Origin of the sequence: Pseudobutyrivibrio sp., from assembly GCF_015057185.1 — a bacterium.
Taxonomy (GTDB): domain Bacteria; phylum Bacillota; class Clostridia; order Lachnospirales; family Lachnospiraceae; genus Pseudobutyrivibrio.
In genome coordinates, this window is record NZ_SVEV01000004.1 from 39478 (window position 1) to 64780 (window position 25303).

Annotated in this window: 19 protein-coding genes; 18 read left to right on the forward strand and 1 reads right to left on the reverse strand. The window is 37.6% G+C overall.

The window, feature by feature from the left end; all coding sequences use genetic code 11:
* The first annotated feature begins 89 nt into the window (after positions 1–89).
* The 10 genes from E7276_RS02890 to fucO all read left to right on the forward strand — a co-directional run bounded on the left by E7276_RS02890 (position 90) and on the right by fucO (position 12764).
* A complete protein-coding gene (locus E7276_RS02890; protein WP_294213514.1) occupies positions 90–1445 on the forward strand; it encodes an MFS transporter in 1356 nt (451 codons plus the stop codon).
* Positions 1438–3675 (forward strand): family 78 glycoside hydrolase catalytic domain, encoded by a 2238-nt coding sequence (locus E7276_RS02895; protein ID WP_294213516.1) that lies wholly within the window; start codon positions 1438–1440, stop codon positions 3673–3675. Before E7276_RS02890 ends, E7276_RS02895 begins: the two co-directional genes overlap by 8 nt.
* 5 nt (positions 3676–3680) lie before the next feature.
* Entirely contained in the window at positions 3681–5027 is a 1347-nt protein-coding gene (locus tag E7276_RS02900; protein ID WP_294213518.1) for a family 43 glycosylhydrolase, read from the forward strand.
* Positions 5028–5035: 8 nt separating this feature from the next.
* Complete coding sequence (locus tag E7276_RS02905) at positions 5036–5929, forward strand: glycoside hydrolase family 43 protein (protein WP_294213523.1); 894 nt, start codon at positions 5036–5038, stop codon at positions 5927–5929.
* Between the two features lie 139 nt (positions 5930–6068).
* Positions 6069–7127: a Fic family protein gene (locus E7276_RS02910; RefSeq protein WP_294213526.1), complete on the forward strand. Its 1059-nt coding sequence runs from the start codon at positions 6069–6071 to the stop codon at positions 7125–7127.
* A 17-nt stretch (positions 7128–7144) separates the two neighbouring features.
* Complete coding sequence (locus tag E7276_RS02915) at positions 7145–7693, forward strand: TetR/AcrR family transcriptional regulator (protein WP_294213529.1); 549 nt, start codon at positions 7145–7147, stop codon at positions 7691–7693.
* Positions 7694–7701: 8 nt separating this feature from the next.
* A complete protein-coding gene (locus E7276_RS02920) occupies positions 7702–8436 on the forward strand; it encodes a MurR/RpiR family transcriptional regulator (protein ID WP_294213531.1) in 735 nt (244 codons plus the stop codon).
* A gap of 202 nt (positions 8437–8638) precedes the next feature.
* Positions 8639–10039, forward strand: coding sequence for a PTS transporter subunit EIIC (locus E7276_RS02925; protein ID WP_294213534.1), 1401 nt, complete (start codon positions 8639–8641; stop codon positions 10037–10039).
* A 14-nt stretch (positions 10040–10053) separates the two neighbouring features.
* Positions 10054–11484 carry a 6-phospho-beta-glucosidase gene (locus tag E7276_RS02930; RefSeq protein ID WP_294213536.1) on the forward strand — a complete coding sequence of 477 codons (1431 nt, stop codon included), beginning with the start codon at positions 10054–10056 and terminating at the stop codon, positions 11482–11484.
* A 131-nt stretch (positions 11485–11615) separates the two neighbouring features.
* Positions 11616–12764 (forward strand): lactaldehyde reductase, encoded by a 1149-nt coding sequence (gene fucO / locus E7276_RS02935; RefSeq protein WP_294213539.1) that lies wholly within the window; start codon positions 11616–11618, stop codon positions 12762–12764.
* Here fucO and E7276_RS02940 read toward each other — a convergent pair.
* Complete coding sequence (locus tag E7276_RS02940) at positions 12754–13770, reverse strand: LacI family DNA-binding transcriptional regulator (protein WP_294213543.1); 1017 nt, start codon at positions 13768–13770, stop codon at positions 12754–12756. The genes fucO and E7276_RS02940 overlap by 11 nt on opposite strands.
* A 137-nt stretch (positions 13771–13907) precedes the next feature.
* On the opposite strand from E7276_RS02940, the gene E7276_RS02945 reads away from it, so the two are divergent.
* The 8 genes from E7276_RS02945 to E7276_RS02980 all read left to right on the forward strand — a co-directional run bounded on the left by E7276_RS02945 (position 13908) and on the right by E7276_RS02980 (position 25248).
* Entirely contained in the window at positions 13908–15311 is a 1404-nt protein-coding gene (locus tag E7276_RS02945; RefSeq protein WP_294213545.1) for an L-fucose/L-arabinose isomerase family protein, read from the forward strand.
* 111 nt (positions 15312–15422) lie between these two features.
* The gene (locus E7276_RS02950) at positions 15423–16262 is read left to right on the forward strand and encodes a transketolase (protein WP_294213547.1); all 840 of its coding nucleotides are present in this window, start codon (positions 15423–15425) and stop codon (positions 16260–16262) included.
* Positions 16255–17199, forward strand: a complete 945-nt coding sequence (locus E7276_RS02955) for a transketolase family protein (RefSeq protein WP_294213550.1) — start codon at positions 16255–16257, stop codon at positions 17197–17199. Before E7276_RS02950 ends, E7276_RS02955 begins: the two co-directional genes overlap by 8 nt.
* A 9-nt stretch (positions 17200–17208) precedes the next feature.
* The gene (locus E7276_RS02960; RefSeq protein ID WP_294213553.1) at positions 17209–18681 is read left to right on the forward strand and encodes an FGGY-family carbohydrate kinase; all 1473 of its coding nucleotides are present in this window, start codon (positions 17209–17211) and stop codon (positions 18679–18681) included.
* 13 nt (positions 18682–18694) lie between these two features.
* Positions 18695–19624, forward strand: coding sequence for a nucleoside hydrolase (locus E7276_RS02965; protein WP_294213555.1), 930 nt, complete (start codon positions 18695–18697; stop codon positions 19622–19624).
* Between the two features lie 88 nt (positions 19625–19712).
* Positions 19713–22235: a glycoside hydrolase family 2 TIM barrel-domain containing protein gene (locus E7276_RS02970; protein ID WP_294213558.1), complete on the forward strand. Its 2523-nt coding sequence runs from the start codon at positions 19713–19715 to the stop codon at positions 22233–22235.
* 48 nt (positions 22236–22283) lie between these two features.
* Positions 22284–23969, forward strand: coding sequence for a sensor histidine kinase (locus E7276_RS02975; protein WP_294213560.1), 1686 nt, complete (start codon positions 22284–22286; stop codon positions 23967–23969).
* Positions 23950–25248 carry a helix-turn-helix domain-containing protein gene (locus E7276_RS02980; RefSeq protein ID WP_294213561.1) on the forward strand — a complete coding sequence of 433 codons (1299 nt, stop codon included), beginning with the start codon at positions 23950–23952 and terminating at the stop codon, positions 25246–25248. The genes E7276_RS02975 and E7276_RS02980 overlap by 20 nt, the downstream gene beginning before the upstream one ends.
* Positions 25249–25303: the final 55 nt, after the last annotated feature.

Genomic DNA, 25303 nt, shown 5'->3' on the forward strand with positions numbered 1-25303 from the left:
TTTTGTCTTATTGGGTGAAAGTTATTGTAAAATAATCATGTTATTCTTAGCATAAATCAAAATGAATTATGTGTTTTAGGAGGGTAATCATGGAAAATCAACAAAAGCATTCAGGCTACACAAAAAAGACAGCCATTGCTTACGCACTGTCTCAAGGTGGCGGATTTATGTTAATTCAGGCAACTGTAGCCAGCTATTTTTCTAACTTTATGACGGATACTGTTATGATTCCTGCAGCGGCAGCATCAGTTATTATGTTTATTGCAACTTTGTGGGATGCAATAAATGATCCGATTATGGGTGGTATATGTGATAGAACAAAAACAAAGCATGGTTCATATAGACCTTATTTGCTGTGGGTACCATTAGTTTTAACTGTTGTCTCATTTTTCCTATTTTTGAATCCTTCAGGACTATCAAGTACACAGAAGGTTCTATATATTGGAGTTTTTTATATCCTCTATGGAATGTGCGTAACAGCACTTACCATGCCTCAGATGGCACTTATGCCAGCAGTTACAAAAAATGATAAAGAGAGAGGTCATGCGGTAACACTTGGAATGATTTCTGTTGCTATCGCATTTACGATTGCATCTACATTCACAACAAGCTTTGTTGGCTTTTTTGGAAGCTATGCACCGCTGATGATTATTTACGGTATTCTTGCAGTACTTGCAAATATAATGCTATTTAGAAATACAAAAGAACGTTACAGAATATCTGTTGATGGTCGTTCAGTGTTTGAGGATTTAAAAGTATTTGGTAGACATAAAAAACTAATAATAATGCTTATTATCTGGATGATGTCATCTGTTGGATATGGGGCAATGTTCTCCACATCCGTATATTACATGATGTATTACATTATGAGACCTGATTTAATTGGTGCATATATGGGCGTGCTTTCTATTGGTGCACTTATTTCCATGATGGTTCTCATGCCACTTTTCATTAAAATTTGCGGAACACCAACAAAGGCATTCATATTTACTCAGGCAGTTACCCTGATTTGCTACGTTCTTCTATTCTTTGTTGGAAACAAAAATATGACACTTTTATTTGTGGTTTCAGGAATTGCCACAGCATTTTCAGCCATGGAGCAGGCATTAATTAATTTCTTTGTAAATGACACAATTGATTATATCCAGCTAAAGGAAAATGTAAGTATGAATGGTATGGTTTCTGCAATCAAAGGTTTTTCATATAAGTGTGGTTCTACTCTTGTTAGTTCAGGTGTATTGGCAGTGCTTGCAGCCAGCGGCTACATCGCAAATGCCATTGGTCAGGAACCAGAGTCAGCAATGATAGCTATCAACTCGCTTAGATTTGCACTTCCTGCAGCTACCTGCGTAATTCTTATTGTTTGCTTGATATTTAATCCTATTGAAAAACATAGAGCAGAGATTAACAAAATGAAAGAAAGTATGAGAGCGATAGATGAATAAAATGAATGAATTAGGACGTTGGATAACAAACAAAACTAATAGACCATTTATTGCTAGAAAAGAAATTGTAGTTTCAGGGCCAGTGAAAAATGCTAAGGCATTTGTTACTGGCCTTGGCCAGTTTAATTTCTACATTGATGGCAATAAGGTATCTGATCATGTGCTTGACCCAGGCTGGACAGATTATAGGAAAACTGTGCAGTACGTGGATTTTGATGTAACAAAGGAGCTTTCAAAGGGGAATCATATACTGGAAATTGAAGTTGGAAATGGATGGTTTAACTGGGATATGGAATTTGGATATAGCTTCCATTTCCCAGAGTTTATGCCACCAAATCCTAATCCATATGTGGATTTTGGAAAATATCTAATTTGTAACATGAAGCTTGTGATGGAGTATGAGGATGGTACAACCTCAGAGGTAATAACTGACGATAGTTGGCAGGTAAAGTCTCATAGAATCAAGCACTCAAATGTGTATGGTTCTGAGTATATTGGGACTGATGGTGGATGTTGGGAGAGTGCAGTAATAGCAGATGCCGAGGATATTCCATCTGGAAAATTAAAACTTCAAACTCAGCCCGCTATTAAAGTAATCAAATCATACGAGGGAAAACTGATTGATACACAAAATGGAATTCGTATATACGATTTAGGACAGAACATATCCGGTATTCTAAGGGCTAAAGTTAAAGGCAAAAAAGGTGATGTAGTAACCTTCAAGCCTGCAGAGAAGCTAGACGAAAATGGTTTTCCAGATCAAATGGCAAAAAACTGGATGCTTATTGATAATGTAATTTCGTATGAAATCCTTGGTGACAACACTATTGAAGAAGTAAAACAAGCATTTACATATTTCGCTGGACGATATTTTGCTGTAGAGGGAGATGCGGACATAATTGAACTATATGGAGACGCGATTTCGTCAGCATGGAAGACTGATGGTCAGTTTAAATGTGATGATGAAAGACTAAATGGAATTTACGATATGATTGAAAAAACAGTGGAGGCAAATATGCTAAGCGTCCACACAGACTGTCCAACAATCGAGCGTTTTGCATGGCAAGAGCCAAATCACCTCATGGGTGCAGCTATCATGTACATGAAGGATGGCAAGGAATTATGGCGTAAGTTCCTTGATGATATGAGAGACGCCCAGCACGATGCTAAGGATAAATTCAAGGATTTTCAGGGAAATGATTTTTATCCTGGGGATGGACTAGTGCCTTCACAGGCTCCATGCTACATTCCAAATGTATTGCCAATTCCAGGAATGGGCAGCTTCTACGATATCATTCCTTGGGGAAGCTCTATTATTTTAGGAACCAGATGGCATTATATATTTTACGGAGATAAAAGCATCATTGAGGAAAACTATGAAGCAGGTCTCAGATATTTAAATCATTTAAAAACTAAGGTTAATGAAGAAGGATTCATTAATCATGGTCTTGGTGACTGGGGCAATCCTAGAGGAGAGCTTGCTAGGGAAAACGTGGAGACTGCATTTTTATATGCAGATGCCATAACACTTGCGTGGTTTGCAGATATCCTTGGTAAAAAAGAAGATAAAACAGCCCTTGAAAAATATGCAGAAGAGATAAAGCTTAACTACAATGAGAAACTGTTGGTAAAAGATGCGGAAGGAAAATACTGCTACCAAAGCTTTGAAAAACGAGAAGAAGGAATTGTTGTAACACAGGCAATAGAGGCACTTCCTTTGTACTGGGGCATGGTGCCAGAATATGCTGTGAATGATGTTGCAGAAAGTCTTAAGAAAACTATCGAAAGCTCAGGAGCATTAATTGCAGGTGAAGTAGGTCTTCCATATGTTATTCAATCTGCAGCCAAGTACGGTATGAATGATTTGATATTCAAATGTATCACAAGAAAAGAGCATCCATCCTATTACGCATTTATCCTTGATGGGGAGACTACCCTTGGAGAATATTGGGAGTCTAATCCTCGCTCACATTGTCACGATATGATGGGGCACATTATTGAGTGGTATTACAACGGACTGGCAGGTATCAAGCCTCTGGAGCCGGGCTTCAAAAAGGTATTAATTGAACCATATTTGCCTGATTCTATGAATCATGTAGAGACTAAATATCATTCTGTTAGTGGCGATATCAAGGTAGCTCTTAATAGGATTAACGATAAGGTTGACATTGTTGTAGAGTCAACCGGCGTAATTGAGTACGAAGTAAGTAGAAAATTCTTGGAGGCTTGAAAATAATGAAATACGAAAATCAAAGAAATCCAATATTACCATTAGATATTCATATACCAGATAGTGAAGCCCATGTAATGCCAGATGGAAAACTATATGTGTATGGAAGTTTTGACAACAGAGAGGATGTGTACTGTAGTGAGGAGTATCATGTTGTTTCAACTGAAGATATGAATTTATGGGAAATAGAAGATGAGGCTTCTTTAGTGGGAAATCAAGTATCATGGTTTAATAATCCTGATGCCCCTAAATATCCAGGAATTGACTGGTCTAATCCCACACCATTTATAAAGAAGATGATGGCAGAACGATCTGAAGATAAAGAAGCATTTGAGGTTGATAATAATAAGCCTAAGCCTGCACTTCTTTTTGCTCCAGATTGCATAGAAAAGGATGGCAACTATTACTTTTATTTCTGTATGTCGGATGATAGTGAAGGTGTTGCTATATCAGACTCTCCTAAAGGAAAGTTTACAAATATGTTCCAGTTACCTTGCGGCGGTATTGATCCTGCAATATTCGTTGATGATGATGGGCAGGCTTACTATTATTGGGGACAGTTATTTTCCCATGGAGTTAAACTAAATGAGGATATGATTAGTTTTGATAGAGATAAAATAATAGACAATCTTGTAACTGAAGAGAACCATTATTTCCATGAAGGCTCATCTATGCGAAAAATTGGTGACAACTATTATTACGTATATGCAGATATGGAGCGAGGCAAACCAACATCACTGGGATATTCAATGTCAAAATCACCTCTTGGACCATTTGAATATAAAGGAATAATAGTAGATAACGCATCATGTGATCCTGCAAGCTGGAATAACCATGGGTCAATAGAATGCGTCAATGGTCAATGGTATGTTTTCTATCATAGATGTAGCAGAAACAGCCAGCTATATAGGCGTCTTTGCATCGAGAAAATCAGTATTTTACCAGATGGTACGATACCAGAGGTAAAAATGACATCACAGGGAGTAGGAGAGCCATTTGCCCTTGGAGAAAAGATAATGGGGTATATGGCTTGTGAGGTTCATGGAGGATGCTATATAGATATTGATGAAAAGTATCAAGAGGTCCTTACTAATTTCAAAGCGGAAAGTGAAGCAGTATTTAGATATGTTAAAAGTACTGTAGATTTTGAAAAGATTAAAGTTACAGCATTAGGAAAAGGAAAAGTTCAGGTATTGATGAATGGAAAAAATGTTGGAACAGTAGATATTAATTCCACAGGCGACTATGATGCTTTTGAAGGTTTGATTGAATGTCCAGCTGGAGAATATGAATTAGTAATTAAAGCTATAGATTCAAAAGATTTAAAAATTGCTGAGATTATATTGGAGTAAATGTAGAAATGAAAAGAGAAGATATAAATATTCGTGATCCATATGTATTAGTGGATGAGGGAAAATACTATTTGTATGGCACCAGAAGTGATACCTGTTGGGGGGAGGCTTTTGGATTTGATTGCTATGTAAGTAAGGATTTGGAAAATTTTGAAGGACCAATCGAAATCTTTAAAAGACCTGAAGGATTTTTTGCTACAGAAAACTATTGGGCACCTGAGTGTTATAAGTGTGGTGGAAAGTATTATCTGGTGACTACTTTTGGTGGTAAAGATTTCAAAAAAGGAATCTATATTTTGAAATCAGATAATCCAACTGGTCCATTTGAGCCATACTCTAAACGGCTTACACCTGATGAATGGACTTGTATTGACGGAACTTTATATTTTGATGAGGAAAAAATATATCTAGTATTTTCGCATTCCTTTGAGGATGCACTAGATGGTACCGGAAATGCGGATGGAGATTTTTGTGTAGTAGAGCTCTCAGCAGATTTACAGGAATCCATTACACAGCCAAAGGTACTTTTTTCTCCAAAGGAAGCAACTTGGGCAAAGCCAGTCCCTTTTGCCAAGGCAGAGTTTGGACTAGAGGTGGACTGTTATTTCAGCGATGGACCAAGCTTCATGAAAATGGATGATGGAAATCTTTACATGATATTTTCAAGCTGGAGCACTAACGGATATGCGGTAGGAGTAGCCTTATCAGAAACTGGCACAATGAACGGACCATGGCATTTACAGGATGAGACATTATATCCTGAAAATGGTGGACATGGAATGTTCTTTAAAAATCTCGATGGGGAGATTATTTTTACACTTCATTCTCCTAACGATAAACATATGGAGCGCCCACATTTCTGGAAAGTAGAATATAAAAATCAACGCCTACTATTAAAGTAGAGCAGTGTTTTGAAGAATATAATTTTATATCTGCATATTAAAAGATAGTATCTGCATATAAAACTTCCAATTATATGCAGATACTTGTTGTATATCTGCATATAAAGTAATAAAATATATGCAGATACGGAGGTGCATTATGCATATATTCGACTACTCTTTTTTAGATAATGGATTATTGCCTGCAGATATGGTTAATTTAACAGCATCTATTGCAGCTTTTAATGCTATTTCATCAGATAGGCGAGACGCAAATAAAAAAATATATACAGAGTTGGAAAGGATAGCAAGGGTTCAATCTGTAAAGGGGTCAAATGCTATAGAAGGCATTATTACAACTGATGTAAGAATTAAGGAAATTGTAGAGAAAGGAACTGCACCATTAAATCATAGTGAACGTGAAATAGCAGGGTACAGAGATGCACTTGATGAAATTCATTTAAATCATAGAAATTTGACATTTAATGAGAACACTATTTTACATATACATGAAGTTATGAGCAAAATCGCAGGTTATGAGCTCTCAGGACAATATAAGGATGAGGATAATCTTATATTGGAATTAGGAGCAGATGGTAGGCGAAGAATTAGGTTTACTCCGGTGTCTGCTGCTGAGACGAAGGAAGCCGTTGAGCAGATGATATTAGCGTATATGGATGCTAAATCTAATCCGAATATAAATAATCTATTGTTAATTCCATGTGTTGTATTGGATTTCTTATGTATTCATCCTTTTACAGATGGTAATGGTAGAGTTTCTAGATTGTTGTCAATACTTTTAATGTATAAGAGTGGATTTGATGTTTGTAAATATGTTTCTTTTGAAGAGCAAATTAACAATTCAAAAGAGTACTATTATGAGGCATTAGAGGAATCATCAAAGGGATGGCATGAAAATAGTAATTCGTATTTTGAGTTTATGAAGAATTTCTTGTCAACTCTATACAAGTGCTATAAGGAGTTGGATAAGCGTTTTTCAACAGTAAATGGTAACAGATTGACTAAAACGAAGCGAGTAGAACAAACGGTTTTAAATAGTGTTCTGCCAGTATCCAAGGCGGAAATATGTGATATTTTAATGGATGTCAGCCCCACTACGGTAGAGGCTGTGTTGGGTAAAATGGTAAAGACAGGCGCTGTAAAAAAAATAGGAAATGCCAGATCAACTAAATATGTTAATGCAGAGTATGTTGAGTGAAATAAAAGGGAGAATCTATGCCAGACATTAAATACAAGCTTGCCGAAGCAATGAAGAAATGTATGAAGACCACATCTGTGGAGAATATTACTGTAAAACAGATAGTGGAAACATGCGGAGTTTCGCGGCAGAGCTTTTACAGGAATTTCATAGATAAATATGATTTGGTGAACTGGTATTTTGACCGTCTATTGGAGCAATCCTTCAAGGAAATGGGCAAGGGCGAGACTATACGTGATGGTCTCATCAAAAAGTTCCAGTATATCAAGCAGGAAAGACTCTTTTTTACAGCTGGCTTCAAGGGTGATGAGCAAAACAATTTAAAAGAGCATGATTTTATTATGATTTATGAATTTTACTGTTCACTCATTCGTGACAAGACAGGTGCCCCACCTGAGCATCACACCAGAAAGCTTCTTGAAATGTACTGTCAGGCATCCATTTATATGACGGTTCAGTGGCTGATGAAGGGTATGAAGGAAACTGAGGAGGAGTTGGCAGATTTGATGGTTGATGCTATGCCAAACCCTTTAAAAGAATTGTTTATAAAAATAGAAATACTGTAGGTGTAACAATGTTTGAAGCTGACCAAATTCAGAGTTTTAATGAATTAGAAATGGAAGTGTATAGATATGTTGTGGAGCATATGAATACTATTCCGTATATGCGAATTCGAGAACTTGCAAAAGAAACACACGTATCAACGACAACAATACTTAGATTTTGTAAAAAGGTTGATTGTGATGGCTTTTCAGAGTTTAAATTCAAATTAAAAGAAAAAATAGGCCAAAAGGATTCATTAGTATTAATTGATGACAAAGCAGAGATTGATCGATTTTTTACAGAAAGATTTCCATCAGAGCTATTCCAACAACAAGTAGAGGAAGCTATTACTATAATGGCTAAATCAGGGACCATTGTGTTTTTAGGTTTGGGAAATAGCTTGCCAATTGCTCAATATGCAGCCAGGGTTGTTTCTAATTCTGGCAAGTTTAGTGTATGCATATCAGATCCATTTTACCCAGCTAGAATGGTGCCGAATCTAGATGCTACAATTGTTATCCTGTCTATTTCAGGAGAGTCTACCCAGTTATTGGAGTTGGCTAGAGATGTTAAAAATACTAAATCAACGGTTATTAGTATTACCAGCAATCCTAATTGCTCCCTGGCTCGATTCGCTGATGTTGCAATCGCTACAGGTGTTATGCCACAGCGAAGGAAGGAAATCGATTATACAACCAATGTTCCGGTGCTGTATTTGATTGAATATATGGCTAAGAAATTGGAAAACAGAAAAAGTGAGGAATAAAAAACAAGGTGTTACTATTGAAAAACAAATTCCAATAGTAATAACCTTTTTTTTATTGGCAAAAAAGTATTCTGTAATTCCTGATGTTGGGATATTATGCCTATGTGAGAATTGATCATTACAATCTATTCAGATAACCGCGGATTCTGTTTTGATTGTAAAACAAGCCTATTTGAGGCGAGAATGATGAAAGGGTAATGATATGGCGGATATAAGTAAATATCAACAATTGTCAGATGAAATTATAAATCTTGTTGGTGGTAAAGAGAATATCAAACAGTTTATGCACTGTGTGACACGTTTGCGATTTCAGTTAGCAGATAAAGACAAGGTAAACAATGAAGCAGTAAAGGCTATTCCAGGGGTTATTGGAACTAACTGGTCGGGAGAACAATTTCAGGTAATTATTGGACCAGTGGTTGGAGAGGTTTATAAAAAGATTTGTAGTGAAAACAATCTAGAAGCTGAGAGCCCTATCGATGAAGCTGTAGAACAAGATGTAGCAGAAAAAAAGAAAAAGAAATTTGGAGATTATGTAAGCGCCGTTTTATCAGGAATTGCAGGTTGTGTTATTCCTCTTTTACCTTTGCTTATCGGTGCAGGTTTATTAAAAGTATTCATTACTATATTTACAAATTTAAACATAGTACCAGCAGATAATTCAACAATAGTAGTGTTCAATTTTGTGGCAGATGCAGCATTTTATTTCCTTCCTGTATTTGTAGGTGCTACAGCTGCACGTAAATTTGGAGCTAATATGAGCTTAGGAATGTTGCTTGGTGCAGCACTGATTTCTCCAACATTTATTGAATTAGTTGGAGCAGGCGAAAAGCTTACAATTTTTAATCTTCCAATTCATGGAGCATCATACTCTAGTACAATTTTCCCAGTAATTTGCTCTGTATATTTAATGAGCTATGTGGAAAAATTTGTTGCTAAGAAGTCTCCAGAATCACTTCGCAACATTTTGGAGCCGCTAATTACACTTGTAGTTATGATTCCAGTTACTTTTGTTGTGATTGCTCCACTTGGTGCAATATTAGGTGATGGACTCGCTACAATTCTAAATGAGATGTATATACGATTTGGTTGGGTGGCAATTGCAATTCAAGCAGCTATTTATCCATTCATGGTTTTAACAGGTATGCATGTTGGTTTGATTCCAATTGGTATCAACAACATTATGACACTAGGATATGAGCCAAGTGCAATCCTTGTTGGTGTTTCAAATCTTAATCAGGGTATGGCTTGTTTTGGAGTAGCATGTAGAACAAAGGACAAAAACCTCAGAAGTACAGCTATTTCTTCAGGTATAACAGCAGTATTCGGTGGTGTTACAGAGCCTGCCTTCTTTGGTGTTAACTTGGCATACAAAACACCTTTATATGCTTCAATGATTGGATCATTAATTGGTGGAGCTATTGCAGGTATTTTACATGTATATAGTTATTCCTTTGGTTCATCAGCATTCCCATTCCTGCTGTTCTGCTATATCAGCCCAGAGGGAAGAGGTTTAATTGAGACATTAGTTTCATTATTAGTTGGTATGATAATCACATTTATAGCAACATTATTCCTTTATAAGGATAAAAACAAAGAGTAAGAGAGATTTATAAAATGAGTTTTCCAGATAAATTTTTATGGGGCGGTGCAGTTGCGGCACATCAGTTAGAAGGTGCATGGAATGTAGACGGTAGAGGTCCTAGCGTATGTGACGTGTTGACTGCAGGCTCACGAGAAAATCCTAGAAAAATTACAGATGGTGTTATAGCAGGAGAAAGCTATCCAAATCACAATGGTATTGATTTTTATCATACATATAAAGAAGATATTGCACTTTTAGCAGAGATGGGCTTTAAATGCTTTAGAACATCAATATCATGGAGTAGAATTTTCCCAAATGGTGATGAGTTAGTCCCTAATGAGAAGGGGTTAGAATTCTACGATGATTTGTTTGATGAATTACTCAAATACAATATTGAACCAGTAATTACCCTAAGTCATTTTGAAATGCCATATTTCTTAGCAAAGGAATATGGCGGCTGGATCAATAGAAAGCTAATAGACTTCTTTTATCGTTATGCTACAACTGTAATGGAGCGTTACAAGGATAAAGTTAAATACTGGCTTACATTTAACGAAATCAACAATCAAACTAATATAGCCCATGATATGTGTGGATGGACGAACTCTGGTATTCTCTTTTCAAAAATGGATAACCCACAAAAGGGATTATATCAGGCAGTGCACAATGAAATGGTTGCAGCTGCAATGGTGGTAAAAAAGGGACATGAAATCAATCCAGATTTCAAAATTGGATGTATGGAAGCATTTGTTCCGATTTATCCATATTCATGTAATCCAGAGGATATTATGTTGGCTCACGATGCTATGCATGACAGATATCTTTTTACAGATGTACAGTGCAGAGGACACTATCCATCATATATCAAGGCAAAATGGAAACGTGAAAATTGTAAGCCTGATATTTTACCTGAGGATGAGGAAATACTTGCTCAGGGAACTGTAGATTATATTGGATTTAGCTATTATATGTCTAATGCTGTAAAGGCAGATGCTTATGATGAAATGGCTGCACTTTATGGTGGAAATTGTCACAATGTACCAAACCCATATGTATCTAAATCTGATTGGGGCTGGCAGATTGACCCAGTTGGATTGAGATATTCTTTGTCGGCTCTTTATGAGAGATATGAAAAACCGCTTTTTATAGTAGAAAATGGTTTCGGAGCCATTGATGAACTGAAACCAGACAAAACATGTGATGATACATACAGAATTGAGTACCTTAAAGCTCATATTAATGAAATAGAAAATGCAATCGTTAATGATGGTGTAGATGTAATAGGCTATACTCCATGGGGATGCATTGATGTAGTTTCGTTTTCAACAGGGGAGTTAAGAAAAAGATACGGATTTATATATGTAGATATTAATGATGACGGAACTGGCACTCGCAATAGATATAAAAAGAAGAGCTTTGATTGGTACAAAAAAGTTATAGCTTCCAATGGAAGTATTAGGTAAATGTTACACAAGTGAATATCTGTAACTTATATTAACACACTCTATGATGATAAAATATCATTAGTAGGGTGTGTTATTTATTTAACAAACACATCGGAGTTCATCATTTTCAAAGAAAAGGAGTAAATGTTATGGCAAACAGAATTTCACTTAATGCAACATCTTATCATGGTGCAGGCGCTATCAGTGAGGTAGTAACAGAGATTAACAACAATGGATTCAAGAAGGCATTTGTAGCATCTGATCCAGACCTTATTAAGTTTGGAGTAACAGGAAAGGTTACAGACCTTCTTGATGCAGCAAAGATTCCTTATGAAATCTATTCAGATATTAAGCCAAACCCAACAATTGAGAACGTAAAGAATGGTGTAGAAGCATTCAAGAAGTCTGGTGCTGATTGTATCGTAGCAATCGGTGGTGGTTCTTCAATGGATACTTCAAAGGCTATCGGTATCATCATCACAAACCCAGAGTTTGAAGATGTTCGTTCATTAGAGGGTGTGGCTCCAACAAAGAATCCTTGCGTACCTATTATTGCAGTTCCAACAACAGCAGGTACAGCAGCTGAGGTTACAATTAACTACGTAATCACAGATGTAGAAAAAGAGAGAAAATTCGTATGTGTTGATACACATGATATGCCAATCGTAGCTATCGTTGATCCAGAGATGATGAGTTCAATGCCAAAGGGACTTACAGCTGCAACAGGTATGGATGCTCTTACTCATGCAATCGAAGGATATACAACAAGAGCTGCTTGGAAAATGACAGACATGTTCCATCTTGAGGCTATTCGTCTTATCTCTTCAAATCTTCGTGATGCTGTTGAAAATAAGAAGTCAGGTCGAGAGGGAATGGCACTTGGCCAGTACATTGCTGGTATGGGCTTCTCTAACGTAGGTCTTGGTATTGACCATGCTATGGCTCATACACTTTCTGCACATTATGACACACCACACGGTGTTGCTTGTGCTATGTTTCTTCCAATCTCTATGGAATTCAATCGTGAGTATACTGGGGAGAGACTCCGCGAGGTTGCTAGAGCTATGGGAGTACAGGGCGTTGACAATATGTCTCAGGAAGAGTATCGTGACGCAGCTATTGCAGCAGTCAAGAAACTCTCTGAGGATGTAGGAATTCCTAAGACACTTGATAAGATTAAGGAAGAAGATCTTGATACACTTGCTACAGATGCTCTTAACGATGCATGCTACCCAGGTAACCCACGTGAGGCTACAAAGGAGCAGGTAATTGAGATGTTCCGTATGCTTATGGCATAAAATGAGATAATCTCTTTATCATTTTTGTACTAATCTCAATTTTTGATGAGTGATATACCTTAGTTTCAATTTGATCAATTAGTTGGCGTGCCGCGGTTTTTCCTATGAAAAGTCGTGGCACGTCCATTGTTGTAAGAGATGGCTCGATGATTCGACCTTCGTTAATATTATCAAAACCAATAATTGAAATATCTTCAGGTATACGGTAGCCACGTAGCTTAAATGCCTTTATAGCGCCAATGGCAATAATGTCATTATCAGCAAAATATGAGCGGGCAATATCGGCACCTTCATCAAGAATTTCAAGCATATCTGCCATGGCGTCTTCTATTGATGGAGCTAGTTTATGGATAATAGAACGGGATTTTGACATTCCGTTCTCTTTTATTGCCTTAAAATATCCCTCTTGTCTTGCGGCAAAGTTGTAGATAGGATAACTAGACTGTAGGTATCCTGGTTGGCTACCTGTGAGACTAATAAGATAATTAGTGGCAACGTAGCTGCCCTGAGAGTTGTTAATCAAAACACTATTGCAATCCAAAGAATCAAAATAGGTATCCAGCAAAGTAAGTGGAATACCTAGCTTTATAAATTTCTCACAAACTTCTTTTGTAATTTCTGTACCTACAAGGACAATTCCAATACAGTCATTTCCTCGAAGCTCAGCAAAACATTCATCTAAATCATCTGTTTTCTCATAGAACTGCATCAACCTGGTGTTTATTTTTTTCTTCTGACATTCTTCCTTAACTCCCTGATAGAGCTCTTCAAAAATAGGAGTGTAGCTCAAAATGGCATTGTGAGTTTTATAGAAAATTACGTAAATGCTTCCGGTAATATCATTGTTTGTTTTGATTTTAGAAAAATCAAAACCTGCCTCCTCGGCAGCATGAATAATCATTTGTCTGGTCTCGGTGCTGACACCTGGTTTGTTATTGAGGGCCATGGATACAGCTGTTGCGCTGATATTAAGTTGTTTTGCCAGTTCCTTTGCTGTGATAGCCATATTCAGCCTCCTGAAAAATAAAGTAAAAATAAAGTTATATTAACTTTACAAAATATAGAAATAAAGTTTACGTGACTTTATATTAACAATTAAGAAGGAAATCGTAAAGGGGGTTATCCCAAAAAGGAGGAGAAGAAATGGCAAAGATAAAACTTGGTTTTGCACCAACAAGAAGAAGTATTTTTAGTGCACCAGCAGCGGTAGAGTACGCAAATTATACCCGTGAAAAGTTAAAGAGCATGGGGGTTGAATTTGTTGACATTGATGATATTTCGGAGGATGGTCTATTACACAATGATGAGGACCGCATAAAAATAGAGGCAAAGTTTAAAGCAGAAGGGGTTGATGGATTATTCTTCCCACATGGAAATTTCGGAACAGAGTATGAGGTTGCTCGTCTGGCAAAGAGCATGGATTTACCTGTTCTTATCTGGGGACCAAGAGATGAAAGACCAGATGAGAATGGTATCAGACTTCGTGATAGCCAGTGCGGAATTTTTGCAACAGGAAAGGTCCTTAGAAGATTCAAAATTCCTTTTACATATTTAACAAATTGCAATTTAGAGGATGCTGCTTTTGAAGAGGGAATAAACAGATTCCTTAGAGTATGTAATGTAGTAAAGACCTTTAGAAACATTAGAATTCTTCAGATTGGACCACGTCCATTCGATTTCTGGTCAACAATGTGTAATGAAGGTGAGCTCCTTGAAAGATTCAATGTCCAGCTGGCACCTATTCCTCTTCCAGAGCTTACAGCAGAAATGAAGGCTGCAAAAGAGGAAGGAAAGAAGGTTGCAGAGACAATTGCATATTGCAAGGAAAAATTCAATATACAGATAAATGATGAACAACTTGAAAATGTTGCAGCATTAAAGGTTGCAATGAAGAATTTAGCTGAAAAATATGGCTGTAATGCAGGTGCTATTCAGTGTTGGAATGCTCTTCAGTCAGAAATTGGCATCATGCCATGTGCTGCAAACTCACTCTTAAATGAAGAAGGGTTTCCACTTGTATGTGAGACAGATATTCACGGTGCTATTACAGCACTTATGGTTGAGGCAGCAGGTATGGATGAGACTCGTTCATTCTTTGCAGATTGGACTGTAAGACATCCTGACAATGACAATGGAGAATTGCTACAGCACTGCGGACCATGGCCTATCTCATGCGCAAGCTGCAAGCCAACAATCGGATATCCTTTGGCTTTTGATCATCCAGGTGCAGTTGAGGCTGAGGCAAAGCATGGACTTCTCACGCTTGCCAGATTTGATGGTGATGATGGAAATTACTCTTTACTTCTTGGAAACGCAAAGGGTATTGATGGACCATACACAAAGGGAACATACCTTTGGGTAGAAGTAGAAAACTGGCCAAGACTTGAAGCTAAAATCGTAGAAGGTCCATACATTCATCACTGCGTCGGCATCCATCAAGACGTAGTACCTGTCCTCTACGAGGCATGCAAATACATAGGAGTTACTCCTGATTTATACGATGACGTAGAGCAGGACGTGCTAGACATGATTCACGGTATCAAATAATTAATATATGAGCCAGTAGACATCAAGCTCTTAGATCTCTCAAGCGAAGCATGTTAGCTGAGCGGAGAGTCACTAAGGCTTGTAGTCGTAACTGGCGGATTAGGAGTTAATATGAATTACAAAGATTTAAGCGTCAAAGCTATGGACCTGCGTAAGGTAGTGGTCGAAATGATTATGAAATCTGGTGGTGGTCACATAGGCGGAGATTTCTCTGTTATGGAGACACTGGTGGATTTGTATTTTAATCAAATGAATATTAGTCCTGAAAATAAGGATGATCCAAATCGTGATTATTTCATTATGAGTAAGGGACACTCTGTGGAGAGCTATTATGCTGTTTTAGCTGCAAAGGGATTTTTTGATACTGATGAGCTTATTAATACATTTTCACAGTTTGGGTCAAAATTCATTGGTCATCCAAATAATGAGATTGATGGTATTGAAATGAATTCTGGTTCACTTGGACATGGTCTTCCAGTAGCTGTTGGTATGGCTATTGCCTGCAAAAAGGATAATCGTCCAAGCAGAGTATATGTAGTTATGGGCGATGGTGAGGTAGCTGAGGGCTCAGTTTGGGAAGGCTTTATGGCAGCAGGTCACTATAAGCTAGATAACCTTGTGGCTGTTGTTGATAGAAATAAGCTTCAGATTTCTGGTACTACAGAGGATGTTATGACTCATGAGAATCTTCATGCTCAGATTGAAAGCTTTGGCTGGAATGTGATTGAAGCTAATGGAAATAGTATAGAAGAAATGGATAATGCCTTTAATCAGGCAAAGACAGTAAAAGGAATGCCAACTTGTATTATCGCAAATACGATAAAAGGCTTTGGCGGTGGCGAAGTAATGGAAAATAAAGCCAGCTGGCATCATCATGTTCCAAATGAAGAGGAATATAAATTAATTATGCAATCATTAGACGCAAGAAAGGAGGCAGTGGCAAATGAATAAGATTCCAAACAGACAGGCTATTTGTGAGACATTAATGGCTCACGCAAAAAATGATAAGGACATTATTGCACTTTGTTCTGATTCAAGAGGCTCTGCTTCAATGACTCCTTTTTTTAATGAGTTTCCAGAGCAATCAGTAGAGGTAGGTATTGCAGAACAGAACTTGGTTGGTATAGCAGCAGGTATGGCTCATGTTGGTAAAAAGCCATATTGCTTCTCACCAGCATGCTTCATTTCAACACGTTCATATGAGCAGGCAAAGGTTGATGTTGCATATTCAAATACAAATGTAAAGCTTATAGGTATCAGTGGTGGTATTAGCTATGGCGAGCTTGGAATGAGTCATCACAGTGCTCAGGATATTGCAGCCATGTCAGCCATTCCAAATATGAGAGTATATCTGCCAAGTGATAGATTCCAAACAGCAAAGTTGATAGAAAAGCTTTTAGAGGATGACAAACCAGCCTATGTAAGAGTTGGTAGAAACCCAGTGGAGGACATTTACTCAGAGGATAACATTCCATTTGAGATGGACAAGGCTACTGTGCATAAATATGGTCAGAATAATGAGAAAAAGGTTGTTATTGTTGCCTGCGGTGAAATGGTACGTCCATCAATTGAAGCTGCTAAGCTTTTACAGGAAAAAAACTATGCAGTTACTGTACTTGATATGTACTGTGTAAAACCATTCGATAGCAAAGCATTGATAAATGCAGCAGCTGATGCAGAGCTTGTAGTGTCAGTTGAGGAGCATGCTCCATTTGGAGGTTTAGGCTCAGTTGTAGCAGGAGTAGTATCAGCAAACAAGCCAGTTAAGGTTATACAGCTGGCACTACCTGATGATCATGTAATCACAGGCAAATCAAAGGCTGTTTTTGACTACTATGGATTAAATGGAGAGGGTATCGCAAATACGGTAATTAATAATTTGCACTAGGACAATGTTATGGAAAAAAATTATTTAATTAGTATTGATCAAAGTACACAAGGTACAAAGGCACTTTTATTTGATAAAAATGGTACCCTTATGTGCAGAGCAGACGTGCCACACAAGCAAATTGTTAATGATTTAGGATGGGTTAGCCATAATCCAGAGGAAATCTATGAGAATGTGATAAAGGCAGTCAGAGGGGTTCTTGCAAAGGCAAATGTCAGCCCAGAAAAAATTTTAGGAATTGGAATCAGTAATCAGCGCGAAACCAGTGTTCTCTGGGATAAAAAAACTGGATTATCTCTTAATAATGCAATAGTTTGGCAGTGTGCCAGGGCAACAGAAATATGTGAGAGAGATGATGTAAAGACTTCCTCCCAAAAAGTATTTGAAAAGACCGGAATCAAACTCTCACCATATTTCCCTGCCAGCAAAATTGCATGGCTTATAGAAAATACTGAGGGAGCTAAGGAAAAGCAAAAGAGACATGGAATATGTCATGGAACAGTGGATAGCTATCTGGTATATCGCTTAACCAAGGGTGAAGTGTATGCAACAGATTATTCCAATGCCAGCCGCACTCAGTTATTTAATATTTTTGAGTTGAAGTGGGATGAGGAAATATGCAAGCTATTTGGTATTAATCCTGAGGATATGCCAAAGGTTATGGACTCAAATGCGTGCTACGGATATACGGATTTTGAAGGCTTGTTTACAGAGCCAATACCTATTCAGTCAGTTTTAGGCGATAGTCATGGCGCACTATTTGGACAGGGCTGCAGAATGGCAGGCATGGCTAAGGCTACCTATGGTACAGGTTCATCAATCATGATGAATATTGGCGAAAATCCCCTTCTCAGTAAAAATGGTCTTGTTACATCTCTGGCATGGGGGATTGATGGCAAGGTTAACTATGTGCTAGAGGGCAATTTAAACTACACCGGAGCAGTAATCACATGGCTCAAGGATGATATGGAGCTCATTGAAAGTGCTGCTGATACTGAAAGTCTTGCCATGGCAGCAAACAAAAATGATTCACTTTATTTGGTGCCAGCATTTACTGGACTTGGAGCACCATATTGGAATTCTCATGCTAAAGCAGCAATAGTTGGCATGGATAGAACAACTAAGAAAAAAGAACTGGTTCGTGCAGCCCTCGAGTGTATCGCATACCAAATAACTGATATAATAAAAGCCATGGGTCAGGATGCAGGTGATGCTATATCAGAGCTTCGTGTTGACGGAGGCCCAACTAGAAATGGATATTTGATGCAGTTCCAAAGCGATATTTCAGGACTAAATGTTCAGGTCCCTAATCAGGAGGAGCTTTCTGGAATAGGAGCAGCCTACCTGGCAGGAATATCACTTGGCATGTGGTCCGATGAAATTTTTTCAAAGATGAAACGCAACACCTACAGTCCAGTGATGGATGAAAGGCTTGCAAAAGATAAATATGCTGGTTGGAAGGCAGCAGTTGAGAAGGTTTAGATAGGAGACAAAAATGGGGAAACTAGCGTATACAGTTCCAGATTGTAAAAAGGTTAGATATATTATTCATACAGATTGTAAAAACGAGGCAGATGATCAATATACAGTTGCACATTGTCTAATGACTCCGCTTTTGGATGTCAAGGGAATAATAGCAGCACATTTTGATAAGAGCTATGGCAGATATCCTGATGGTGCCACAGCTCAGGCCAGCTATGAGGAGATTTTGAGAGTCCTTGAAGCTATGGATTTGATTGGAGAATATCCAGTAAAGTGTGGAGCACCAACAGCAATGCCTGACGAACAAACCCCTATTGATTCTGATGGAGCCAGATTCATAATTGAAGAGGCAATGAAGGATGACCCAAGACCTTTGTTTATTGGTCTTCAGGGGGCAATCACTGATTTAGCCAGTGCAATTTTAATGGAGCCTAAAATATGTGACAGAATGACAGCAATATGGATAGGCGGTGGTGAGTATCCAAAGGGGGGAGAGGAGTTCAATCTTTCTCAGGATATTGCAGCAGCCAATGTAGTTATGAAATCTTCAATGCCACTTTGGCAGGTGCCTTCAAATATTTACAAGAATTTCGCAGTATCACTGGCTGAGCTCCAGTGTAAAGTAATGCCACATGGCAAGCTTGGTAAATACTTATTTGATGAGCTTACTGAGTTGAATGTTAATTTAGCTGAAATGCTCCCTGATTTTAATTGGCCTCACGGAGAGCTTTGGGGACTAGGTGATGAAGGTGTTGTGGCAGCACTTATGCATGAGGGACAGAGAACAGATTTATATCATGAGATAAATGCACCAGAATTCGATTACGAGACCATGGAATACAAGCTAGATACAAATAATAGAAAGATTCGTGTATACGATAAAATGGATTATAGACTTACTCTTGAGGATTTATTTTGCAAGCTTGCAATATTTGCGCAGTAAATGTCGGAAAATGAACAATTTTGGTCGGACACTTGGGATAATTGTAGTGATACAATTATCCCAATTCTTATATTAGGGGGATTATATCATGCGAGTAATAAATATTGATAGAGAATGGAAATTCAATCATGGTCTGTACGGCGGAATGGCTGCTCTTATGGGAGAAGATAGTTCTAGAGTAGTTAACCTACCACATGATTACATGATAGAAGAAAATGTGGAAAAGAATGCTCCTGCAGGACCAGCAAGTGGATATTTTACAGCTGGAGTAGCGTATTATACTAAAAAGATTCTCATACCTGAGGAATGGAAGGATGAGATAATATATCTTCAATTTGATGGAGTTATGATGAACGCTACCATTGATATTAATGGTGGCAAGGTGGCTTTACAGCACTATGGTTATTCTCCATTCAGCGTTGATATCACTCCTTACCTATATTTTGGAAAAGAAAATAGAGTGACAATTACTGTTAACCCTAGTATGCAGCCAAATAGTAGGTGGTATTCTGGTGCAGGTATTTTTCGTTCAGTAAATCTGGTGCATGTTCCACCTGTACATGTGGCAATTGATGGGATATACGCATATACGAAGTCTATAGACTGGGATGAGGCAGGCAAACCTAGAAGAGCCTTCCTGCAGACAGAGATAACAATTGAGAATAAGACTTTAGAGAATAAGATGGTACAAGTCCAGGTTTGTCTTAAGGATGATAAAACTGGACAAGTAGTTGTGGATAGAAAGAGTAAAATCCAGGTAAATCCAGTAAGCCATGAAACTGCCTATATTCCAATCACTGTAGATGAGCCAACCTTATGGGATTGTGATAATCCTAATTTATACAGGGTGTGTGCCAAAGTAACAGACTTGGGTCAGTTTAGAACTCATCATATACAGATTAATGATGGCACATGTGACGAATCAGATACTATTTTTGGTATTCGCACTATTTCTGCTGATTCCACAAATGGTCTTAGGATTAACAATAAATCGGTAAAGCTTAAGGGTGGATGCCTTCACCATGACAATGGTTTAATAGGAGCTGTTTCGTTATATGATGCTGAATATCGTAAGCTATCTATATTGAAAAAAATAGGATTTAATGCAGTTCGAACTACACACAATCCACCATCTAAGGCATTTATGGAGGCATGCGATAGAATCGGAATATATGTATTTTCCGAGGCTTTTGATGCTTGGGGAATTATGAAGCAGCCAGGGGATTACAATATGTTTTTTGAAAATGATTGGCAAAAGGATTTGTCTGCATTTATCAAAAGAGATAGATGTCATCCGTCAGTAATAATATGGTCTGTGGGAAATGAAATCCCTGAACGAGGAGGATTAGGTAACGGATATACGTTAGCCACTAAGCTTGTAAACTATCTAAGAAATCTAGATGCTAGTAGACCTATTTCTAATGGTATTTGTTCTTACTGGAGTGGGCTTGATGATGAGCTGACAGAGGAGGATATGAAAAAGCTTCGTACAATGCTAGGAGGCGAAGCTGGTGTTCAAAATGTAGATATGGGTGCTGAGGATTTATCATGGGAAAATTATTCTGAGGCATTCACAAATGGTCTTGACATTGTTGGCTACAACTATATGGAGGATAAATATAAAAGAGATCATGAGCTTTATCCTGAGCGTGTAATTCTTGGTTCAGAGAATTATCCAAAGGAAATCGGCAAACGATGGCCAATGGTTGAATCTACAGACTATGTGATAGGTGATTTCACATGGACCGCCTTTGATTATATTGGAGAGGCAGGCATAGGAAAAACTGTTTTTGTGGAGGAGAATGACCCAAGGATAAAAGCAGGTCCTTTTGCCCTTATGTCCCATTCATCAGAATTTCCATGGAGACTAGCCAATGATGCTGATGTGGATATAAATGGTAATATTCTTCCACAGGGATACTATAGACGTGTGGTTTGGGGGTCGAAAGAAACACATTTATTTGCATATGACCCAAAAACCTACGGAAAGACAGAAATTGTTAGTATGTGGGGATTTACCGATGTTTCAGCTAACTGGAATTGGAAAGGCTTTGAAGGTAAGCCGATAAAGCTGTTAGTATTTAGCAATGGTGATGAAGTAGAATTAGTCGTAAATGGAAATTCAATAGGTAGGAAAAAGCAGGGAGAAGCCCTTGCAGTTGAGGATTTACCACTTAGCTTTATCTTTGAAACAGTGTATACTCCAGGAGAGGTGGTTGCCATCAGCTATAAGGATGGAAAGGAAATCTCCAGAGATACTATTGCAACAACAGGAGAGGCAGTAACAATTCAGGTAAAACCAGAAAAAGAGGTAATAAAGGCTGACGGAAAGAGCCTGCTTTATGTACCTATAGAGCTAATTGATAATAATGGAGAGCTTGTAACACATCAGGATATTGAGCTTTCTATAGAGGTTTCAGATAATGTGGAGCTTCTCGGTTTTGGCTCATCAAATCCTATCACTGATGAAAACTATAAAATAGGAAAAGCTAAGACCTACAAAGGTCGTGCAATGGCAGTAATTCGCAGTGGTATAACAAAGGGAGAAGCAAATATATCAGTTATTGGAAACGGCTTGAACAAAGCTGAATATACATTTACTATAGACTAATCACCGTTTATATGCGGTTAAGTTGGTTTTGAATTGGAGTTAGGGGTAATGTCTTTACAAAAAAGTGCAAAGTATGCGGTGGTAATAGTTTCCGGTCTAATACTTTTATTTCTGGTTACGTTGATATGCTATGAATTTGTGGATTATCAGAAAAATATAAAGCTAAATGTTGATAACATTATGTATCAATATTCCCAGAAGGCTGCCAAGGATTTAGAAGCGATTAATTCTGAAATGTATGATATCTATTCATATGATGACAACTTCGATTATTTACAGTATTCCGAAGGGGTTGATAGTATGCAGGCGGCCTATGGTCTCAGCGAAAGACTAAAAACCCGACTAACCATGCAGGAACGTTCTAGTGGATATATTTTCTTTTACGATGATTTTGGTCACAAGAACTATTATTTCAGACAGGAAATAAGTGAAGTAGATGATTTAGAAGAATTAAAGGAAATCGCATATGCGGTAGCAACTGCCGATTATACAAATAAAGCTTGGTTTTATAATGATGTAAATGGCAGTACCTATGGAGTTTGTGTATATCGCTCTGGAAATATTGCTCTTTGTGAATACTATCGATTGTCGGATTTGAAAGAAGATATGATAAATGAAATCGGTATTGACGGTGTTCAAATATTCTTCCAACAAAATGACAAGATATTAGGAGAAGAGGGGGTATCATCTGATTTTTCAGAAGTAGATACTAAAACTGATAGTCTGAATGGTTATTATATTTTTCATAAAAGTGTACCAAATTCTGGAGTGGTAATATACGCTGCTATGCCAATTAACTTTTTTACACTGGTAAATGTTCAGTTGATGGTACTTGTGGGATTTACTCTTTTGGTTATTGTACTTGCCATTATTGCTTACAAGAATCTAGAGAGGCAGCTTCTAATGCCTTTAACTCAGTTAATTGGTGAGATGAAAAGGATTGGGGCCGGAGATTTATCAAATAAGATTTTATCCAAATCAAGATTCAGTGAAATACAGACAGTTATTGATACCACTGATAAAATGATTGATGAGATTCAAAAGCAAAAAATGGTAGCATACGAAAATGAATTGGATGCCCAGCGTGCTCATCTTCAGTATTTGTCATTACAGCTGAAACCTCATTTTTATCTAAATGGTTTAAAAACCCTAAATGTCATGGCAATGAATAAGGATACTAGAAAGATACAGGATGTTATCATGCATTTATCTACGCATTTACGATACCTTTTAACCCTGGAAAAACAACTGGTGCCACTTCAGTCAGAAATAGACTATGTGAAAAACTATGTAGCTCTTCAGCAGGAAATGACAGATAGAGTAATCAATATTCAGTGGCAGGTAAAGGTGGAGCGTTCAGATTGGCTTGTTCCTAATCTATGCATTCAAACCTTTGTGGAAAATAGTTTTAAATATGCAAAGCTGGGAAACAATAGCAATGAGCTGATTATTTATATTTCTATAAATGAATTGGATGCAGATGAAGAGCAGATTTTAGATTTATACATTCGAGATAATGGAGAGGGGTATCCTACTCAGGTACTTGATATCATAAATGATGAGCCTAAGGAAGGGCTTGAAAATGTAGGTATTAATAATCTTAAAAGAAGATGTAAGCTATTATATGGTAAGAGCTTCGAATGCATTTTTGCAAATGATAATGGAGCTGTGAGCAATTTGTTTTTGCCGTATTTGGAACAAGGGGTTGAGAATAATGAATTTGTTAATTGTTGATGATCAAAGAGTTGTAGCAGATAGTTTAGCTAATAGCTTAAATTATAGGAGTGTAGGCATAGATGAGGTTTATACTGCTTACAGTGCTATGGAAGCTAGACTTGTTATGCTTAATTTTGACATTGATATATTACTTACAGATATTGAGATGCCAGAGGAGGATGGTATTTCATTATTTAGGTGGATGAGAAAAAAGTTTCCCAATATAGTTGGACTGTTTTTGACTAGCCATGCAGATTTCGCCTATGCAAGAGAAGCAATTCAGCTAGGTGGCTTTGACTATATTTTACAGCCTGCTAGATATGAGGATGTGGAGGCTGCTCTTGCTAAGGCAGTTATTGAGGCAAATAAAAAGGTCAGAATTCACAAGCTGGAACAGGCTTCGGAAATCTTGGAGGATCAAAGAGATTCTCTTATGGAATTATTTTTGCTGAAAGCTAAGGCTGGGGAGCATGCTGAAGCTGAAAAAATTTATGTAAAAATGAGAAATACCTTTTTTGATTCCTTTGAAAAGCCAGTGTACCATCCAGTTTTAATCAATATTCTTCGCTTTGAACAAAAAAAGAATAAGTGGAATGAAGCCTTACTAAAGCTGGTATTTAGAAATGTTTTAGAGGAATTGTTAGAGGAATATAGTGTAAAGGTTATCATTACAAAAATGGATTTACAAAACTATATGCTTATTGCAGTTTCTGAAGGCAATGTATTACCGGTGGAGACATGGTGTAAGAGCATAGATAGTTTTGGCAGTTTTATCAATACCAGAATGGATTTCAGGGTAGCAGTTTATCCCAAAAAGCATGAGCTCACTCAGTATTGCAACGACAGCTTTATGGAGCTAAAAAGAAGACGTGATGCTAATACCACAAGCGATTATGGAGTATTCTGGGAAGTGGCGCCAGAGGATTTTGGCGTTGTTGATAATGTGGAGAGGATTCGCAAGGCTGAGGATTATATTAGAGCCAATATCACAAGCGGAATTACTAGGACGGAAGTGGCAGAGTATGTTCACCTGAATGAGGATTATTTCACCAGAGAATTCAAGAAATATACAGGTCATACCTACAAGGATTACGAGGTGATGATCCGTATGGAAATGGCAAAAACAACCCTAACTAAAACCAATTTGCCGGTTAGTATTGTTGCCTCAAAGGCTGGCTTTGATAATTTCTCACATTTTTCAAAATCTTTTAAAAAGTACACGGGCATGACACCACAGGAGTATAAAAAGACTAGTCGGAAAATGACAAATGGAAATCGTAAAAAGAGCGGAAGATAACCGCTCTTTTTTATATGATTATTTCATAAAAATTAAAAGCGTAAAGCTTTTGTAG

Coding starts and splice junctions, on each gene's coding strand:
- E7276_RS02980 (WP_294213561.1), top strand. CDS start 23,950: ATGAATTTGTTAATTGTTGATGATCAAAGAGTTGTAGCAGATAGTTTA.
- E7276_RS02925 (WP_294213534.1), top strand. CDS start 8,639: ATGGCGGATATAAGTAAATATCAACAATTGTCAGATGAAATTATAAAT.
- E7276_RS02910 (WP_294213526.1), top strand. CDS start 6,069: ATGCATATATTCGACTACTCTTTTTTAGATAATGGATTATTGCCTGCA.
- E7276_RS02965 (WP_294213555.1), top strand. CDS start 18,695: ATGGGGAAACTAGCGTATACAGTTCCAGATTGTAAAAAGGTTAGATAT.
- E7276_RS02890 (WP_294213514.1), top strand. CDS start 90: ATGGAAAATCAACAAAAGCATTCAGGCTACACAAAAAAGACAGCCATT.
- E7276_RS02955 (WP_294213550.1), top strand. CDS start 16,255: ATGAATAAGATTCCAAACAGACAGGCTATTTGTGAGACATTAATGGCT.
- E7276_RS02960 (WP_294213553.1), top strand. CDS start 17,209: ATGGAAAAAAATTATTTAATTAGTATTGATCAAAGTACACAAGGTACA.
- fucO (WP_294213539.1), top strand. CDS start 11,616: ATGGCAAACAGAATTTCACTTAATGCAACATCTTATCATGGTGCAGGC.
- E7276_RS02975 (WP_294213560.1), top strand. CDS start 22,284: ATGTCTTTACAAAAAAGTGCAAAGTATGCGGTGGTAATAGTTTCCGGT.
- E7276_RS02905 (WP_294213523.1), top strand. CDS start 5,036: ATGAAAAGAGAAGATATAAATATTCGTGATCCATATGTATTAGTGGAT.
- E7276_RS02930 (WP_294213536.1), top strand. CDS start 10,054: ATGAGTTTTCCAGATAAATTTTTATGGGGCGGTGCAGTTGCGGCACAT.
- E7276_RS02950 (WP_294213547.1), top strand. CDS start 15,423: ATGAATTACAAAGATTTAAGCGTCAAAGCTATGGACCTGCGTAAGGTA.
- E7276_RS02945 (WP_294213545.1), top strand. CDS start 13,908: ATGGCAAAGATAAAACTTGGTTTTGCACCAACAAGAAGAAGTATTTTT.
- E7276_RS02940 (WP_294213543.1), bottom strand. CDS start 13,770: ATGGCTATCACAGCAAAGGAACTGGCAAAACAACTTAATATCAGCGCA.
- E7276_RS02920 (WP_294213531.1), top strand. CDS start 7,702: ATGTTTGAAGCTGACCAAATTCAGAGTTTTAATGAATTAGAAATGGAA.
- E7276_RS02900 (WP_294213518.1), top strand. CDS start 3,681: ATGAAATACGAAAATCAAAGAAATCCAATATTACCATTAGATATTCAT.
- E7276_RS02915 (WP_294213529.1), top strand. CDS start 7,145: ATGCCAGACATTAAATACAAGCTTGCCGAAGCAATGAAGAAATGTATG.
- E7276_RS02895 (WP_294213516.1), top strand. CDS start 1,438: ATGAATAAAATGAATGAATTAGGACGTTGGATAACAAACAAAACTAAT.
- E7276_RS02970 (WP_294213558.1), top strand. CDS start 19,713: ATGCGAGTAATAAATATTGATAGAGAATGGAAATTCAATCATGGTCTG.